Origin of the sequence: Acidipropionibacterium jensenii (assembly GCF_005890135.1) — a bacterium.
Taxonomy (GTDB): Bacteria; Actinomycetota; Actinomycetes; order Propionibacteriales; family Propionibacteriaceae; genus Acidipropionibacterium; species Acidipropionibacterium jensenii.
The window spans coordinates 2,962,303-2,978,552 of sequence record NZ_CP040635.1 but is presented as its reverse complement, the minus strand read 5'-3'; the positions used below and the strand labels follow the sequence as shown (position 1 = coordinate 2,978,552).

The following is a 16,250-nucleotide window of genomic DNA, read 5'->3' as shown; positions in this document are numbered from 1 at the left end:
GTGTTCTGTTCGCCATTGTGAGTTAGGGTAGCGGTTGTGATTTCAGCCCCCCTCATGACATGGCCCGTGATGACCTTGTCGATCATCCTGTGCGTGTTCAGCGTGATCCTGACCCTGTTTGTGCTGCTGCACAAGAGCAAGGGTGGCGGCCTGTCCGACCTGTTCGGTGGGGGAGTGTCCACCTCGATGGGCGGCACCTCGGTGGCGGAACGCAATCTAGACCGGCTGACGGTGATCATGGGCCTGCTGTGGCTGGCCTGCATCATCGGCCTGCTGTTCGTGTACCGGTACGCCTGAGTCGGCGTCCGGACCATTTCAAGTACGACAGCAACAGACATCAATAGGAGAGTGACCGGGACGTGGCTGGTGGAAGCGCTATCCGAGGCAGCAGAGTAGGTGCCGGGCCGGCTGGTGAGGCCGAGCGCGGAGAGGCCGCACCCCGCGAGGTGGTGCAGTACTACTGCTCGAACCACCATGTGGTCCGTCCGGTGTTCTCGGCGGAGGCCACGGTGCCCGACACCTGGGAGTGCCCCAAGTGTGGGATGCCGGCCAATCGCGACCGGGAGAACCCGCCCGCGCCGCCGAAGATCACCCCGTACAAGACCCACCTGGCCTATGTGAAGGAGCGTCGCAGCGACGCCGAGGCCGCGGCCATACTGGCCGAGGCACTCGCCAGCCTGCGCGCGCGTCGCCGCAACGGCGAGGTCATCTATTGAGAGCGACGGACCATCGCACGCTCGTCGAGGGACTGCAGGCACGCTGGCCCGAGCACCGGATCGGCCCGGGGCTGGATCGCGAGAGGGCGATCCTGGACCTGCTCGGCAACCCCGAGCGGGCCTACCCGGTGATCCAGGTCGCGGGGACCAATGGCAAGGGGTCCACCGCGATCATGATCGACTCCCTGCTGCGGGCCGCCGGTCTGTGGGTGGGTCGGTACACCTCACCGCACCTGGTGGACCTGCGGGAGCGGATCTGCATCGACGGCGAGCCGGTCGGCGTCGAACGGTTCGATGAGATCTGGGAGCAGATCGCACCGATGGTGCGAATGGTCGACGAGCAGCACATCGACGGCATCGAGCCGACCTTCTTCGAGGTGATGACGGCGATGGCCTTCGCGACCTTCGCCGACACCCCGGTCGACGTCGCGGTGGTCGAGGTGGGCCTGGGGGGCCGGTGGGACGCCACCAACGTGGTCGACGCCCAGGTCGCCGTGGTCGCCCCGGTGGCGATGGACCACATGCACATCCTCGGTGACACGCTGGCCAAGATCGCCGGCGAGAAGGCGGGGATCATCAAGCCGGTGAGCAGCGCGGTGATCGCCGGCCAGAAGCCGGAGGCCGCCCAGGTGCTGCTGGCCCAGTGCGCCGACGTGGGGGTCAAGCCGATCCTCGAGGGGCCGGACTTCGGGCTGCTGGACCGCCGTGGCGCGGTCGGCGGCCAGGTGATCCGGATCCAGACCGCCGGCGGCCCGCTGGGGGAGCTCTTCCTGCCGCTGTTCGGCGAGCACATGGCGCACAACGCCGCCCTGGCGGTGGCCGCCGTGGAGACCTTCATGGGAGGCAAGCCGCTCAACCCCGAGATCATCGAGCAGGGACTGGCCGATGTGGTCGCCCCGGCCCGGCTCGAGGTGGTGCGGCGGACCCCCACCATCGTGCTGGACACCTTCCACAACCCGCACGGTGCGCACTCGGCGATGGCCGGGGTCACCGAGGCCTTCGACCTGAACCCGCTGGTCGCCGTCGTCGCCGCGATGCGCGACAAGGACGTCGACGGGGTGCTCTCGGAGATGTCGGAGGCGGTCGGCCGGGTGGTCCTCACCACCATGCCGGAGCTGCCCCGGGCACTGCCGGTGGCCGAACTCGACGAGATCGCCTCGAAGTACTGGGACGCCGACCACCGGATGACCTGTCCGACGGTCTCCCAGGCCCTCGAGGAGGCGGTCCGGATCGCCGACATGTCCGGCCCCGGTGCCGGCGTGCTCGTCGGCGGGTCGGCGGTGCTGGCCGGCCAGGCCAGAGCCATCCTGGTGCCCGACGGGATCAATCACGTCCATGCCGGGCCGCAGGCGGTGGTGGAGACCCCTCAGCTGTCCGAGGAGCAGATCGCCGCCATGGAGGGGGAGGTTCTCGAGCCCGTCGAGGAGGATCCCACCGACGGCGACGAGGAGTCCTGGTGAGGGTCTCCTCCCTCGCCCGGCTGGCCCCCGGTAATCCGATGCGCACCCCGCTGGCGGCCACCCTGATCAGCGAGGTCGTCGTCTTCGGGCTGGCGATTCCCGGGATGATCCTGGTGTCGGCGGTGCCGGCGGGCACCGCCGCCCTGCTGGGCGGACTGTGCGCCCTGCTGGCACTGGTCGCGGCGGCCGGCCTGCGGCGCGGCTGGGGCTATCCGGTGGCCTGGCTCACCCAGGTCGCGGGGATCGCGCTGGGACTGGCCACCCCGATGATGTACCTGGTCGGGGTGATCTTCGCGGTGATCTGGGTGGCGAGCTTCGTGATGGGACGCCGACTCGAGAAAAGGTCGCCCGACACCCACTGAACCGGTGCGATATGGTCGTGGCCATGAGCGACAAGCAGAGAGTCCTCGTCCTCCTCAAGCCAGACGCAGTGAAGCGTCGTCTCATCGGAGAGATCATCGGCAGGTACGAGGCGCGCGGGCTGACGGTGCGGGCCATGGAGCTGCGCACGATCGACGCCGAGATGGCCGCCCAGCACTACGCCGAACACATCGGACGTCCCTATTACGAGCCCCTGGTGGAGTTCATCACCTCCGGCCCGCTGGTGGCGATGGTCCTGGAGGGTCGCAAGGCGATCCCGGTGGTCCGCGCCATGAACGGGAAGACCGACTGCGCCGAGGCCGTCCCCGGCACCATCCGCGGGGATCTCGGGGTGCACTACCGTCGCAACCTGGTGCACGCCTCGGACTCCCCGGAGTCGGCGGCCCGCGAGGTCGCCCTGTGGTTCCCCCAGCTCGCCGAGGAGCCGGACGAGACCGCATGAGCCGGTCCCCCGGCGGTGACCCCCGGCCCGAGCAGATCCTGGCCCGGATGAGCCTGGCCGAGAAGGTTGGCCAGCTGCTGGTCTGCGAGATCTACGGCACCGATCCGGACCGGCCCCACCCGGGCAACCTCGACCACTACGGCACCGCCGCCGCGGCCCGGGTGATCGAGGACCTGCATCTGGGCGGGGTGGTCTACTTCCGCTGGACAGACTCCTTCGCCGATGGCCCCGAGCAGCTCGCCAGACTGTCCAACCGTCTCCAGGCCGCGGCCACCGGGTCGGGGGCGGGAGTCGGACTGATGATCGCCACCGACCAGGAGCAGGGCCCCTCCAGCAGGTTCGGGCGCCCCGCCACCCCCTTCCCCGGGGCGATGCCGCTGGGTGCGATCGGGGATCTGGACGCCGCCCGCGCCGCCGCGGCGGTCACCGGCCGGGAGCTGGCGGCGGTGGGTATCACCACAGACCTCGCCCCGGACGCCGACGTCAACGTCAACCCGGCGAACCCGGTCATCGGGGTCCGCTCCTTCGGCGCCGATCCGGCCCGGGTCGCCGAGATGGTGGTGGCCCAGGTCGAGGGGTATCAGCAGGACGCCGGGGTGTCGGCCTGCGCCAAGCACTTTCCCGGCCACGGCGACACGGCCACCGACTCCCACACCGGACTGCCGGTCATCGACCACTCCCAGCAGGAGTGGCAGCACACCGACCTGCCCCCCTTCGAGGCGGCGGTGGCGGCCGAGGTCGACATGGTGATGACCGCGCACATCCGGTTCCCCGCCCTGGAACCCAGCGGCGAACCGGCCACCCTGAGCCGGGCGGTCCTCACCGACCTGCTGCGCACCCGGCTGGGCTTCCAGGGGGTCATCATCACCGACTCGCTGGAGATGGCCGGGGTGCGCCAGAGCCATTCGGACCGCGAGGTCCCGGTGATGGCGCTGGCCGCCGGCGCCGACCTCATCCTGATGCCGCCGGACCCGCGGGGGGCCCGCGACGCCATCGTCGAGGCGGTGGAGTCCGGGCGGATCGACCCGCGGCAGATCGACGCCAAGGTGCTGCGGGTGCTGAGGATGAAGGCCCGCCGCGGGATGCTCGACCCGGTTCCGGTCGACCCGGAGACGGTGCGACAGACGGTCGGCACCCCGCAGCATCTGGACCTCGCCGCCGATCTGGCGCGGCGCGCCATCACCCTGGTCCACCGGGGGAGGGTGGCGCTGCCGGTCGATCTGGCCGGCCGTCGGGTCCACGTCTGCGGGTGGCGGCCTCCGGAGCACGACCTGGTGTCAGCCCTCGGCGACGCGCTGGAGGTCGCCGGCGCCACCCCGGTCGCCAGGGTCGATCGGGCCGATCTGGTGGTCTGCCTCACCCATGACGTCGCAGCGGGATCGGACCAGGCTCGGCTGGTCGCCGACCTGGCACGGGCCTGCCCGGCGGTGCTGACGGTCTCGGTGGGAACCCCCTACGACCTCTGGGAGCTGCCGGCTGAGGTCACTCAGCTGGCGGCGTACTCGTCGGCCGAGACGGTGCCCGCAGCAGTGGTGAAGGTTCTCACTGATGACCGGCCGCCGTGCGGGATGTCCCCGGTGGATCTCTCGGTGTGGCATAATCACCATCAGGTGACGGGGCACCGCCCCAACCTCTGAAGTCGGAGATCCATACCGCGACGCCACGGCGACCGCGGGGGATGACGGCGACAGAGCTCACCGCCAGCTTTTGCATCGCACCGGGAACCGGAACGTGCGGAACACTCCGCAGGAACGGGCCGGATGTCTGCCGCTCCACATTGCGAGCGGCCTCCCGGTGATCGTGTGCATCTGAACACGCCGCAAGGCGGAGGAGACCACATGGTCCAGGACAGCAACGACAGCACCACCTCGGAATCGACACCTGAGAAGTCGAGATCGCGACACCACAGGGCGGCGTCGCGACCGGCAGGGGCACCCACCACCCCCGCGATCACCGCCAGCCCGGCAGCCCCGGCCCTGACGATCGGCGCCGCGGGCTCCGGCGGCAGCGTCATCACCTCCGCGACAGACACCTCCGACCTTCCCCGCCCCCCGGTCGGACGTCGTCGTCGCGCCACCCGCTCGAGCAGTTCCCCGGCCGCCGAGAAGGCCGCCCCCAGGACGGCCGAGAAGCCGGTCGCCACGGCCGCTGAGAAGGCCGTTGAGAAGACCGACGAGAAGCCGGCCCGCACCACGCGCCGCCGCGCCACCCGCTCTCAGGCCCCCGCGAGCGCTCCCGCTGCTGCCGGCGCCGAGGACGGTGCCGCCTCCGAGGCCCCCACCAGGAGGTCCAGGCGGACCGCCGCGACGCGCAAGGACGCCGCGGACACCGGCGCCGATGAGGGTGCCATCGACGCGGCCCTGTCGAAGGCCGCCGAGCACGCCGCCGACCGGACCGACGCTCTGGACGCCGCGGTCGCCAACCCCTTCGCCTCCGCCGACCCGAACCGGTCGACCGCAGACATCCTCGACTCGCTGGCCGCCGAGATCGGTGGCGAGGAGGCCGCCCCGAAGCGGACCCGTCGTCGTCGCACCCGTTCGGGCGAGAAGACCCCTGAGCAGAAGGACGGTGCACAGAAGGACGGTGCACAGAGGGACAACGAGCCGAACGACAACGAGCAGAAGCCCGCGGAGCAGCACGAGGAGGCCGCCGAGCAGGACGGCCCCACCGGCCAGGCTCCCGCCGACCGGGCCGGGGAGAGCTCCGCGCCCGATCAGCACGAGGACCAGCACGACGAGGACCACGAGGACCAGCACGGCGAGTCCGAGGACGCCGATGAGTCCCGCGGCACCCGTCGCCGTCGTCGTCGCGGAGGACGCCGCCGTCGTCGCGGTGAGGCCGCCGAGGACCACGAGGACCAGCACGGCGAGGACTCCGAGGAGTCCGACGGCGAGGATCAGCACGACAAGCACGAGAACCACCGGCACGAGGACCGCGAGAAGCAGGACCACGACCGCAACGGCGAGGAGGAGGCCGGCTCGAGCCGTCGTCGCCGCCGTCGTCGCCGTCGCCGCGGGGAGGACACCACCGGTGCCGACGACGACCCGAGCGACGTCGTCGTCAAGGTCCGCGAGCCGCGCCCGCGCCACTCGGTGACCGACGAGGTCACCGGGATCGAGGGGTCGACCCGCCTGGAGGCCAAGAAGCAGCGCCGCCGCGAGGGCCGGGCCGCCGGCCGGCGCCGCAGCGCGGTGCTCACCGAGGCCGAGTTCCTGGCCCGCCGCGAGCAGGTCGAGCGCCGGATGGTGGTGCGCCAGTCCGAGGACTACTCCCAGCTGGCGGTCCTGGAGGACGGGGCACTGGTCGAGCACTACGTCGACCGGTCCTCGGCGGCCTCCTCGATCGGCAACATCTACCTCGGCAAGGTGCAGAACGTGCTGCCCTCGATGGAGGCGGCCTTCGTCGACATCGGTCGCGGCCGCAACGCCGTCCTGTACGCCGGCGAGGTCGACTGGTCGAGGTACGGCAAGGAGGGCGAGCCCAGGCGCATTGAGCACGCCCTGAAGTCGGGCGACCAGGTGCTGGTCCAGGTGTCCAAGGACCCGGTCGGTCAGAAGGGCGCCAGGCTCACCAGCCACATCTCGATCCCCGGTCGCTTCATCGTCTACTCCCCGGGCGGACAGCTGTCCGGGATCTCCCGCAAGCTCGCCGACACCGAGCGCAAGCGGCTGAAGAAGATCATCGACAGCAACATCCCCTCCGACGCCTCCGTGATCGTGCGGACCGCCGCCGAGGGCGCCTCCGAGGAGGACCTGGAGCGCGACATCAATCGCCTCAAGGCCCAGTGGGAGGTCATCGAGCGCAAGGCCAAGAGCAGCCACGCCCCGGCGATGCTGTACACCGAGCCCGACCTGACCCTGCGGATCATCCGCGACCTGTTCACCGCCGACTTCACCGAACTGGTGGTGGCCGGTGCCGGTGGGCCCGATGACGCCTACGACACCATCAAGGGCTACATCGACCACGTCGCCCCCGATCTGGGCGGCCGGCTGACCCGCTGGGACACCGAGACCCAGGGCGATCCCTTCGCCCAGTACCGGATCGACGAGCAGATCGCCAAGGCCCTGGAGCGCAAGGTCTTCCTGCCCTCCGGCGGCTCCCTGGTGATCGACCGCACCGAGGCCATGACGGTCATCGACGTCAACACCGGCAAGTTCACCGGATCGGCCGGCAACCTGGAGGCCACCGTCACCGCCAACAACCTGGAGGCGGCCGAGGAGATCGTCCGCCAGCTCAGGCTGCGCGACATCGGCGGCATCATCGTCACCGACTTCATCGACATGGTGCTTCCGGTCAACCGGGAGCTGCTGGTGAGGCGGCTGGTGGAGTGCCTGGGACGGGACAGGACCCGCCACCAGGTCTCCGAGGTGACCTCCCTGGGCCTGGTGCAGATGACCCGTAAGAAGATCGGCACCGGACTGGCCGAGGCCTTCACCGAGGAGTGCAAGGAGTGCGGCGGCCGGGGATATCATCGGTTCACCGAACCTGTGGACTCGCAGGCTCCGGCCGACGGCGGGGAGAGGTCGGCCCACAAGGGTCGCTCGAACCACTCCCGGTCGGGATCGAAGCACTCGGGCCACGGCTCCAGAAAGTCGGACTGAGGTGTGACTCCGGCCGTCGGCAGCAGCGTTTTGACCCCGTAGGGGTTCAACGGTAAAGTTGGCGGCCGGTCCGACCTGTTGGTGCAAGCTCGCCCCAGAGTCGGTCAGACTTCGGTCGGAACCCCCGTGGTTCCGTTTCATTGAGAAGACATCGAACGAGAGTAGGTCAGGCGTGTACGCGATCGTGCGTAGTGGCGGCCGCCAGCACAAGGTGGCAGTGGGTGACGTCGTCGAGATCGACAAGGTCACCGACGAGGTGGGCAGCAGCATTGAGCTGACTCCCCTTCTGCTGGTGGACGGCGAGTCTGTCACCTCACAGAAGGATGCCCTCGCCAATGTCTCGGTGACCGCCGAGGTGCTGGGTGAGGCCAAGGGTCCGAAGATCAGGATCCTCAAGTTCAAGAACAAGACCGGTTACAAGAAGCGCCAGGGGCACCGTCAGAAGTACACCCAGGTCAAGGTCACCGGGATCAAGGGCTGAAGGTAGGCAGACATGGCACACAAGAAGGGCGCATCCTCGTCCCGCAACGGCCGCGACTCCAACGCTCAGCGTCTGGGCGTCAAGCGGTTCGGCGGTCAGCTGGTCAACGCCGGCGAGATCATCATCCGTCAGCGCGGCACCCACTTCCACCCCGGCAAGGGGGTCGGCCGCGGCAAGGATGACACACTGTTCGCGCTGCGCGCCGGCAACGTCGCCTTCGGCAGCCGTCGCGGCCGCCGCGTGATCGACGTCGTTCCGGTCGAGGAGCCCGCTCAGGCCTGAGCGCAGACCTCCTCACCGACGTTGAAGGACCCCCTCCCTGCGGAGGGGGTCCTTCTGTCATGTGGTTCCGGCTTTCATGTGGTTCCGGTACGACCCCGGTATGAGATGACATAGCCAGGTTGAGATAGCTGACACGGTGGCCTAGCGTCGTGACCGAGTGATGATGGTCGGCCCTTCGTCATGGCAGGTACCAGCACAGCACACAGCGCAGGCTCCGGAACGGAGCTCGACAACAGCGTTCCCACAAGGCGCAACAGCAGCCAGTACCGGCCGACACGGATGGGACAGGAGAGAGGCAGACGTGCGAGACCAGAAGACATCGGCCACGCGTTCCGACAGTCCGGCACCAGCGACGCGCAGCAGCCACGTCACCCTTCCCGCGGGGTGGGGGACCGGCTTCCCCGGAGGCCGCGACCATGCCGTGCGGGTGAGACGCCCGGTCCGTCATCGCAGCGCTCGTGCCACCGACCACTCCGCGGCCGAGGGAGCCGATCATCGGGGGACCGACAGGTCCGTCGAGGACGACCCGCTGGGCCTCTACCGCCCGGAGTCCCCGTCCGCCTCGCGCCGGCCCGACGGCACGCCGGGCAGCGAACTCGAGCTCGAGCTGGAACCGGGTCTCCCCGTCGCCTCGCTGACGGCCGGTGCTCCCGGCACAGCGCCCGCCGGTCCCACGGCGAGCACCCGTGCCGCCGCGACAACCCGTGTTGCCGAGACCGCCCGTGCCGGGGCGTCGCCTGCCGCAACCGCTGCGGGCACCCCGGCACCCTCTCCCGCCGGTCCGCTCGGAGACGGCCTGGGACAGGTGCGCAAGGACGTCGAGGTGGTCCGCGCCCGGTCCCGCGGGCTGGGTCTGCGCGGCCATGAGGTGATCGCCGGTGCCGGCGCGTCGGCCCTGGCCACCCTGGTCACCTCGACCCTCGGGATCGGGGGAACCGCCTTCGGCAGCGCCATGACGAGCATCGTCATCGCGATCGCCGGCGCCGTCTTCGCCAAGCTGCTGACCCGCGACCGCAGTCGGGGGACCGGCGCCGGGACCACCGCTCGATCCGATCGCTCCGACCGCTCCGCCCCTGCGGCGCGCCGAGGTCGGGGAGGGGTCTTCCTGCGCACCGTCGGCGTCGCCCTGGCGGTGACCCTGGGCACCGGAGTGATCGGTGCCATCATCCTGACCAATGAGATGGGCGGGTCGGTCTCCCAGCAGCTCATCAACATCACCTCCTCGGGATACCGGGCCCGCGAGATGTGGGACCAGGCCTGGCCCTACCTCAAGGAGGCCTGGCGGGCCGCGGTCAGGTGACCCGCCGACTTCCCCGGGACCAGTAGGGTGGGCCTCACCGCACCCGTAGCCAGGAGGAACCGGATGGCCATCCCGTCGTTCGTCGACCGCGCGACTCTGCTCGCAGTAGCCGGCAAGGGAGGCGATGGCTGCGCCTCGGTCCGCCGCGAGAAGTTCAAGCCGCTGGGCGGCCCCGACGGCGGCAACGGCGGCCGTGGCGGGTCCGTGATCCTGCGCGTCGACCCCCAGCTCACCACCCTCGTCGACTTCCACCGGCTGTCGGTCCGCAAGGCGACCAGCGGCCAGGCGGGCAAGGGGGACGACCAGAACGGCGCCAACGGCGACGACATCGTGCTCGCGGTGCCCGACGGCACCGTGGTGAGCGATGCCGAGTCCGGCGAGGTGCTGGCCGATCTCACCGGGGCCGGCGCCGAGGTCATCGCGGCCGCCGGCGGCCGCGGCGGTCTGGGCAACACGGCACTGGCCAGCTCGGCCCGCAAGGCCCCCGGATTCGCCCTGCTGGGGGAGGCCGGCGAGGAGCGCAAGATCACCCTGGAGCTCAAGGTGGTCGCCGACATCGGTCTGGTCGGGTTCCCCTCGGCCGGCAAGTCCAGCCTGATCGCCGCGATCTCGCGGGCCCGGCCCAAGATCGCCGACTACCCCTTCACCACCCTGGTGCCCAATCTGGGCGTCGTGGTGGCCGGGGACACCACCTACACCGTCGCCGACGTCCCCGGGCTGATCCCCGGCGCCTCCCAGGGCAAGGGACTCGGCTTCGACTTCCTGCGCCACATCGAGCGCTGTCGCGCCCTGGTCCACGTCATCGACTGCGCCACCTACGAGCCCGGACGCGACCCGGTGACCGATCTGGACGTCATCGAGGGCGAGCTGAAGGCCCACGGCGGCCTGGAGGACCGGCCCCGGATGGTGGTCCTCAACAAGGTCGACGTGCCCGACGGCGCGGAACTGGCCGAGATGGTGCGCCCCGACATCGAGGCGCGCGGACTGCCGGTCTTCGAGGTCTCGGCGAAGTCCGGCGAGGGACTCAACGCGTTGAAGTTCGCGATGGCCGAGATCGTGGCGCACACCCGCAAGGAGGCCCCCGAGCCCGAGGCGGCCCGGATCGTCATCCGGCCCAACCCGGTGGACACCGGCGGCAAGGACTTCACCATCGCCCGGCAGGGCGACGGCGAGGGAGGCTTCCTGTGGCGGGTCAAGGGGGAGAAGCCGACCCGCTGGGTGGCCCAGACCAACTTCTCCAACCAGGAGGCGGTGGGCTACCTGTCCGACCGTCTCAACCGGCTGGGGGTCGAGGACGAGCTGCTGGCGATGGGCGCCCAGGCCGGGGACTCGGTGGCGGTCGGCGGCCAGGACGCCGTCATCTTCGAGTTCGCACCCCAGGTGCAGTCCGGCGCCGAGCTGCTGTCGCGGCGCGGTGAGGACCAGCGCCTCGACCACGAGCGGCCCTCGGCGACCCGTCGCCGCGAGGAGGACCGCGAGTACCACGAGGCCCGGGACGCCTACGGTGTCGTCGGCCGCGACCCCGAGGGACGGTCCTGGCGGGCGCGGTTGGCCGAGGAGCAGGCCGGCGAGCAGACCGATGAGTTCTGAGCAGGCCCACCGTCCCGACGTCGCCTCCGCCGTCCGGGTCGTGGTGAAGGTCGGTTCCTCCTCCCTCACCCTGCCCGGCGGGGGGATCGACGTCTCCAAGGTCGACGCCCTGGTGGAGGTGCTGGCGGCCGCCCGGGATCGCGGCCGGCAGGTGGTGCTGGTGAGCTCGGGGGCGATCGCCGCCGGCTTCCCAGCCCTGGGGATGGCTCGCCGGCCCCGCGACCTGGCCGGCCGCCAGGCGGCCGCCTCGGTCGGCCAGGGGATCCTGCTGCACCGCTACGAGGAGGACTTCGCCCGCCACAAGGTGACCACCGGCCAGGTGCTGCTCACCGTCGAGGACCTGGTGCGGCCCAAGAGCTACCGCAACGCCTGGTCCACCCTGGGCAAACTGCTCGCCCTGGGGGTGATCCCGGTGATCAACGAGAACGACACGGTGGCCACCGGCGAGATCCACATCGGCGACAACGACCGGCTGGCGGCGCTGGTCTCCGAGCTCATCCGCGCCCAGGCCCTGGTGCTGCTCTCCGACGTCGACGCGCTGTACACCGCCCACCCCTCCGACCCCTCGGCCCGGCGGATCCAGCGGGTCGACGACGTCGAGGCCCTGGACGTCGACACCTCCCGGTCCGGCTCGCGGGTCGGCACCGGCGGGATGACCACCAAGCTGGAGGCCGCCCGGATCGCCACCGCCTCGGGCATCCCGGTGGTGCTGGCCGACTCGGGAGACGCCCTGGCGGCCATCACCGGCCAGGACGTCGGCACCTACTTCGTCCCCTCCACGCGCCGCCGGCCGCGAAAACTGCTGTGGCTGGCGGACGCCGCCGCACCCCAGGGGGAGATCCGGATCGACGTCGGGGCGGTGCACGCCCTGCGCGACCGGAAGGCCTCCCTGCTGGCGGTGGGGGTCACCGAGGTGCACGGGGACTTCCAGGCCGGTGACCCGGTGCTGGTGATCGGCCCGGACGGGCGCACCGAGGGGCGCGGCATCGTCTCCTACTCCCACGACGAGGTCCGCGAGATGCGCGGCCGCTCCAGCGCCTGGCTGGCCCGCGAGATGGGACAGGGGGCCAGCCGCGAGGTGATCCACCGCGACGCCCTGGTGCTGACCCGCAGACGCCGCCCCAGCGCCGACAAGAAGCCCGCCGCGACGGGGGAGGGGCCGGTGGGACAGCCCGCCCCGGCCGGCGAGCGGGCCGCAGGGCAGACCGCCCCGGCGGCCGACCGATCCCGCAGCTGAGCGGGGCGTGCGGCCAGCACGTAGCATGGCGCCATGACTTTTCAGGACCAGGCGCGTGCCGCCAAGGTCTCGGCGACGCTGCTGCGCCGCCTCGATCGCGCCGCCAAGGATGAGGCTCTGCGTGTGATGGCCGACCGGTTGAGGTCGGCGACCGGGGAGGTGCTGGAGGCCAACCGTGCCGACCTGGACCGCGGCCGCGCCGCCGGGATGGCCGAGGGCCTCCAGGACCGGCTGGCGCTCAGCGAGGAGCGGGTCGAGTCGATGGCTGCCGGCCTGGAGTCGCTGGCCGGACTGGCCGACCCGGTGGGCGAGGTGGTGCGCGGCTGGACCACCCCCCAGGGGGTGCGGATCGAGCAGGTGCGGGTGCCGATCGGGGTGATCGGCATCATCTACGAGGCCCGCCCCAATGTCACCGCCGATGCGGCCGGGATCTGCCTCAAGTCGGGCAATGCCTCGCTGCTGCGGGGGTCCTCCTCGGCCCTGGAGTCCAACCGGGCGGTGATCGGCGCGCTGCGCGCCGGGCTGGCCGACGCAGGCCTGCCGGTCGACGCCGTCAACCTCGTCGAGGGGGGCCATGACATCACCGACGAGATGATGCACGCTCGCGGGCTGGTGGACCTGCTCATCCCGCGCGGCGGGGCGGGGCTGATCAACGCGGTGGTCACCGGGTCCTCGGTGCCCGTCATCGAGACCGGCACCGGCAACTGCCATCTGGTGGTGGACGCCGACGCCGACCTGGCGATGGCCGAGAAGATCATCCTCAACGCCAAGACCCAGCGGCCCAGCGTCTGCAACGCCCTGGAGACCGTCCTGGTGCACTCCGAGATCGCGGCCGAGGCCGTGCCGCGGCTGGTGGGAGCGCTCGCCGGGGCGGGGGTGAGGGTGCACGGCGACGAGCGGTCGAAGGCCCTGGACGACCGGGTGGTGCCCGCCGGTGAGCACGAGTACGAGGCCGAGTACCTGTCGCTGGACCTGGCGATGAGGGTCGTCGACGATCTGGACGCGGCGATCGCCCACATCCGGCAGTTCGGCTCGGGGCACTCCGAGACGATCGTCACCGACAGCCTGGCGGCCGCCCGGACCTTCCAGGACTCGGTGGACGCCGCCGCGGTGCTGGTGAACTGCTCGAGCCGGTTCGTCGACGGCTCCGAGTTCGGTTTCGGCGCCGAGATCGGGATCTCGACCCAGAAGACCCATGCCCGCGGACCGATGGGTCTGGCGGAGATGACCTCGACCACCTACCGTCTGAACGGCAGCGGTCAGACGCGTCTCGGATAGGGTGTGGCCATGAGCATTGTCCCCCTTCTGGCGGGTACCCCCACCTGGGTCGTCGCCGTCGTCGTCCTGGTCGTTCTGTTCGGGGCCCTTCTCGCGGTGCGCGGGATCGGCAAGGCTCGTCCGCACAGCTGAGGATTGCAGATTCTGGATGAGCAACAGCGTGGAACTTGGACTTGCGCGCGCCCATGACGGTCGCCGCTACCGACTGGGTGTGATGGGTGGCACCTTCGACCCGATTCACCACGGACACCTGGTGGCCGCCTCCGAGGTGGCCTCGCGGTTCGGCCTCGACGAGGTCGTCTTCGTGCCGACCGGGGTGCCCTGGCAGAAGAAGGGCCGCAACGTCTCCCTGGCCGAGGACCGGTACCTCATGACGGTCATCGCGACCGCCTCGAACCCCTCCTTCTCGGTCTCCCGGGTCGACATCGACCGGCTGGGGGACACCTACACCGTCGACACCCTCAAGGACCTGCGGCGTGAGAGGGGCGCCGACGTCGACCTGTTCTTCATCACCGGCGCCGACGCCCTGTCGCACATCCTCACCTGGCGGGGGGCCGAGGAGCTCTTCGACCTCGCGCACTTCGTGGGGGTATCGCGGCCCGGGGTACCGTTCGGCAGGAAGGACATCTCCCACCTGCCGGCCGACAAGGTGACCCTGCTCGAGGTGCCGGCGATGGCGATCTCCTCGACCGACTGCCGCAGGCGGGTCTACACCGGCCTGCCGATCTGGTACCTGGTGCCCGACGGCATCGTGCAGTACATCAACAAACGTGGGTTGTACGGACAACCCGACCATCCGGAGGACCATTGAGCGCAACGGAACAGGCCATCGAACTGGCGAGGACCGCCGCCCGCGCGGCAGCCGACAAGAAGGGCACCGAAATCCTCGCCCTGGACGTCTCGGAGAACCTCGCCCTCACCGACATCTTCCTCATCATCACCGCCGGCAATGAGCGTCAGGTCGGGGCGGTCGTCGACGCCGTCGACGAGGCGGCCCGCGAGGCCGGCGCGAAGGTGGTGCGCCGCGAGGGGGAGCGGGAGAACCGCTGGGTGCTGCTGGACTACAACGACATCATCGTCCACGTGCAGCAGCCCGAGGTGCGCCAGACCTACTCCCTGGAGAGGCTGTGGAAGGACTGCCCGGAGGTCGACCTCAAGCTTCCGGCGGTCTCCGACGAGGCTGCCCGGTGAGCGATGCGCTGACACGGTTCATCCTGGTACGACACGGGCGTACCGAGTACAACGCGCAGAACCGGCTGCAGGGCCGGATGGACATCCCGCTGGCGGAGCGGGGGGTGCGGCAGGCCGAGGCGGTGGCCCCGGTGATCGCCGGGATGGATCCCGACATCATCGTCTGCTCGCCGCTGACCAGGGCCCGCCAGACCGCCCGGAGGATCGGTCGGGCGTGCGGCATCGACCCGGTGCCCGATGACCGTCTGATGGAGATCGACGTCGGACGCTGGGGAGGACTGCGGGTCGCCGACCTGCGTCGCGAGGCACCGAACCTGGTGGCCGCCAGGGAGGTCGGAAAGGACTTCCGCAGGCCCGGGGGAGAGACCGGGTCCGAGGTGATGGACCGGATCGCCGGCGCCATGGAGGGGATCGCCGCCCATCATCCGGGCCAGACGGTGGTGGTGGTGAGCCACGGGTTCGCGCTGCGGACCGGGATCTGCCGGCTGCTGGGCGGCGACTACTCGGCGTCGCGGGGGCTGGGCGGGCTGTCGAACTGCTCGTGGACCCTGCTGGACCGGTTCAGCAACGAGGAGTCCCGGGCCCGCGGACTGGCCACGCCGTGGCGGTTGCGGGCCTACAACTGCCAGGTGGCAGGGGACTGAGAGTTGGCACCGCGACTGGAGATCCTCTATAGTTTCTCCGGTCGCCGGAGCAAGGATGGCGGCGCGGGGACGGCATGAAATGGCGGTTCTCGGGGCATTGGCGCAGTTGGTAGCGCGCTTCCATGGCATGGAAGAGGTCAGGGGTTCGAATCCCCTATGCTCCACTCTGACGAAGATCAGCCAGACGGACCGGAAGGTCTGAATCTGGGGCATTGGCGCAGTTGGTAGCGCGCTTCCATGGCATGGAAGAGGTCAGGGGTTCGAATCCCCTATGCTCCACCAGAAGGTCGTTACGGGAACACTCGACATCAGAAGGTGTGGGGTGTGCCCGTTTGGCGTTTCCGGGGTGCTCTGGTGCGCCGGTGCTGGTGTCGTTGCCGATGAGGGTGGCGAAGGGTTCGGCCAGGTGCGGGCGGAGGTGTTCGTCGTCGGTGATCTCCAGGCGTTCGTAGAAGGCTTGGCACGCGAGGCGTCGGTTGGCGTCGTCGGAGTGGGCGTACATGCGGTGGGCGTCGGTGAGCAGGCTGAGGGAGTCGTGGAGGAATGCGCGGCCTCCCGCGTATTGCTCGGTGTGGGTGGCGAGGCGCTGGTCGATGTCGGCGAGTCCGGCGCGGATACGATCCTGGTGGCGCTTCAATGTTGGTAGG

At 70.4% G+C, this 16,250-nt stretch carries 17 protein-coding genes, 2 tRNA genes and 1 pseudogene; all 20 read left to right on the top strand.

Annotation, left to right across the window (positions count from 1 at the left end; genetic code table 11):
• The first annotated feature begins 54 nt into the window (after positions 1-54).
• The 20 genes and pseudogenes from secG to FEZ32_RS13705 all read left to right on the top strand — a co-directional run bounded on the left by secG (position 55) and on the right by FEZ32_RS13705 (position 16,249).
• Entirely contained in the window at positions 55-297 is a 243-nt protein-coding gene (secG, locus tag FEZ32_RS13320; RefSeq protein WP_051238293.1) for a preprotein translocase subunit SecG, read from the top strand.
• 62 nt (positions 298-359) lie between these two features.
• A complete protein-coding gene (locus FEZ32_RS13315; RefSeq protein ID WP_138680789.1) occupies positions 360-716 on the top strand; it encodes an RNA polymerase-binding protein RbpA in 357 nt (118 codons plus the stop codon).
• Complete coding sequence (locus tag FEZ32_RS13310; RefSeq protein WP_244937873.1) at positions 713-2,176, top strand: bifunctional folylpolyglutamate synthase/dihydrofolate synthase; 1,464 nt, start codon at positions 713-715, stop codon at positions 2,174-2,176. The genes FEZ32_RS13315 and FEZ32_RS13310 overlap by 4 nt, the downstream gene beginning before the upstream one ends.
• 38 nt (positions 2,177-2,214) lie before the next feature.
• Positions 2,215-2,538, top strand: a complete 324-nt coding sequence (locus FEZ32_RS13305) for a DUF4233 domain-containing protein (protein WP_084149364.1) — start codon at positions 2,215-2,217, stop codon at positions 2,536-2,538.
• Positions 2,539-2,561: 23 nt separating this feature from the next.
• Entirely contained in the window at positions 2,562-2,999 is a 438-nt protein-coding gene (gene ndk, locus FEZ32_RS13300; RefSeq protein WP_097799881.1) for a nucleoside-diphosphate kinase, read from the top strand.
• A complete protein-coding gene (locus tag FEZ32_RS13295) occupies positions 2,996-4,636 on the top strand; it encodes a glycoside hydrolase family 3 protein (RefSeq protein WP_138680788.1) in 1,641 nt (546 codons plus the stop codon). Before ndk ends, FEZ32_RS13295 begins: the two co-directional genes overlap by 4 nt.
• A 375-nt stretch (positions 4,637-5,011) precedes the next feature.
• Positions 5,012-7,600 carry an Rne/Rng family ribonuclease gene (locus tag FEZ32_RS13290; protein ID WP_420809269.1) on the top strand — a complete coding sequence of 863 codons (2,589 nt, stop codon included), beginning with the start codon at positions 5,012-5,014 and terminating at the stop codon, positions 7,598-7,600.
• A 172-nt stretch (positions 7,601-7,772) separates the two neighbouring features.
• Positions 7,773-8,081, top strand: coding sequence for a 50S ribosomal protein L21 (gene rplU, locus FEZ32_RS13285; RefSeq protein ID WP_028703069.1), 309 nt, complete (start codon positions 7,773-7,775; stop codon positions 8,079-8,081).
• A 12-nt stretch (positions 8,082-8,093) separates the two neighbouring features.
• Complete coding sequence (rpmA, locus tag FEZ32_RS13280; RefSeq protein ID WP_028703068.1) at positions 8,094-8,363, top strand: 50S ribosomal protein L27; 270 nt, start codon at positions 8,094-8,096, stop codon at positions 8,361-8,363.
• Between the two features lie 301 nt (positions 8,364-8,664).
• Positions 8,665-9,663, top strand: a complete 999-nt coding sequence (locus tag FEZ32_RS13275) for a hypothetical protein (protein ID WP_138680786.1) — start codon at positions 8,665-8,667, stop codon at positions 9,661-9,663.
• A 63-nt stretch (positions 9,664-9,726) separates the two neighbouring features.
• Complete coding sequence (obgE, locus tag FEZ32_RS13270) at positions 9,727-11,253, top strand: GTPase ObgE (RefSeq protein WP_138680785.1); 1,527 nt, start codon at positions 9,727-9,729, stop codon at positions 11,251-11,253.
• A pseudogene (proB, locus tag FEZ32_RS13265) lies at positions 11,243-12,373 on the top strand (glutamate 5-kinase); the annotation flags it as partial. The gene obgE and the pseudogene proB, both read left to right, overlap by 11 nt.
• 150 nt (positions 12,374-12,523) lie before the next feature.
• Positions 12,524-13,768: a glutamate-5-semialdehyde dehydrogenase gene (locus FEZ32_RS13260; protein WP_138680784.1), complete on the top strand. Its 1,245-nt coding sequence runs from the start codon at positions 12,524-12,526 to the stop codon at positions 13,766-13,768.
• A 9-nt stretch (positions 13,769-13,777) separates the two neighbouring features.
• A complete protein-coding gene (locus tag FEZ32_RS14110; protein WP_268919831.1) occupies positions 13,778-13,900 on the top strand; it encodes a hypothetical protein in 123 nt (40 codons plus the stop codon).
• A 16-nt stretch (positions 13,901-13,916) separates the two neighbouring features.
• On the top strand, positions 13,917-14,579 hold the full coding sequence (gene nadD / locus FEZ32_RS13255; RefSeq protein ID WP_138680783.1) for a nicotinate-nucleotide adenylyltransferase: 663 nt from the start codon (positions 13,917-13,919) through the stop codon (positions 14,577-14,579).
• Positions 14,576-14,959, top strand: coding sequence for a ribosome silencing factor (rsfS, locus tag FEZ32_RS13250; protein WP_028703064.1), 384 nt, complete (start codon positions 14,576-14,578; stop codon positions 14,957-14,959). Before nadD ends, rsfS begins: the two co-directional genes overlap by 4 nt.
• Positions 14,956-15,603 (top strand): histidine phosphatase family protein, encoded by a 648-nt coding sequence (locus FEZ32_RS13245; RefSeq protein WP_138680782.1) that lies wholly within the window; start codon positions 14,956-14,958, stop codon positions 15,601-15,603. Before rsfS ends, FEZ32_RS13245 begins: the two co-directional genes overlap by 4 nt.
• A 91-nt stretch (positions 15,604-15,694) precedes the next feature.
• Positions 15,695-15,767 (top strand) — tRNA-Ala (locus FEZ32_RS13240).
• A 42-nt stretch (positions 15,768-15,809) separates the two neighbouring features.
• Positions 15,810-15,885: transfer RNA gene (locus FEZ32_RS13235), tRNA-Ala, on the top strand.
• Entirely contained in the window at positions 15,875-16,249 is a 375-nt protein-coding gene (locus tag FEZ32_RS13705) for a hypothetical protein (protein WP_217496602.1), read from the top strand. The genes FEZ32_RS13235 and FEZ32_RS13705 overlap by 11 nt, the downstream gene beginning before the upstream one ends.
• Position 16,250: the final 1 nt, after the last annotated feature.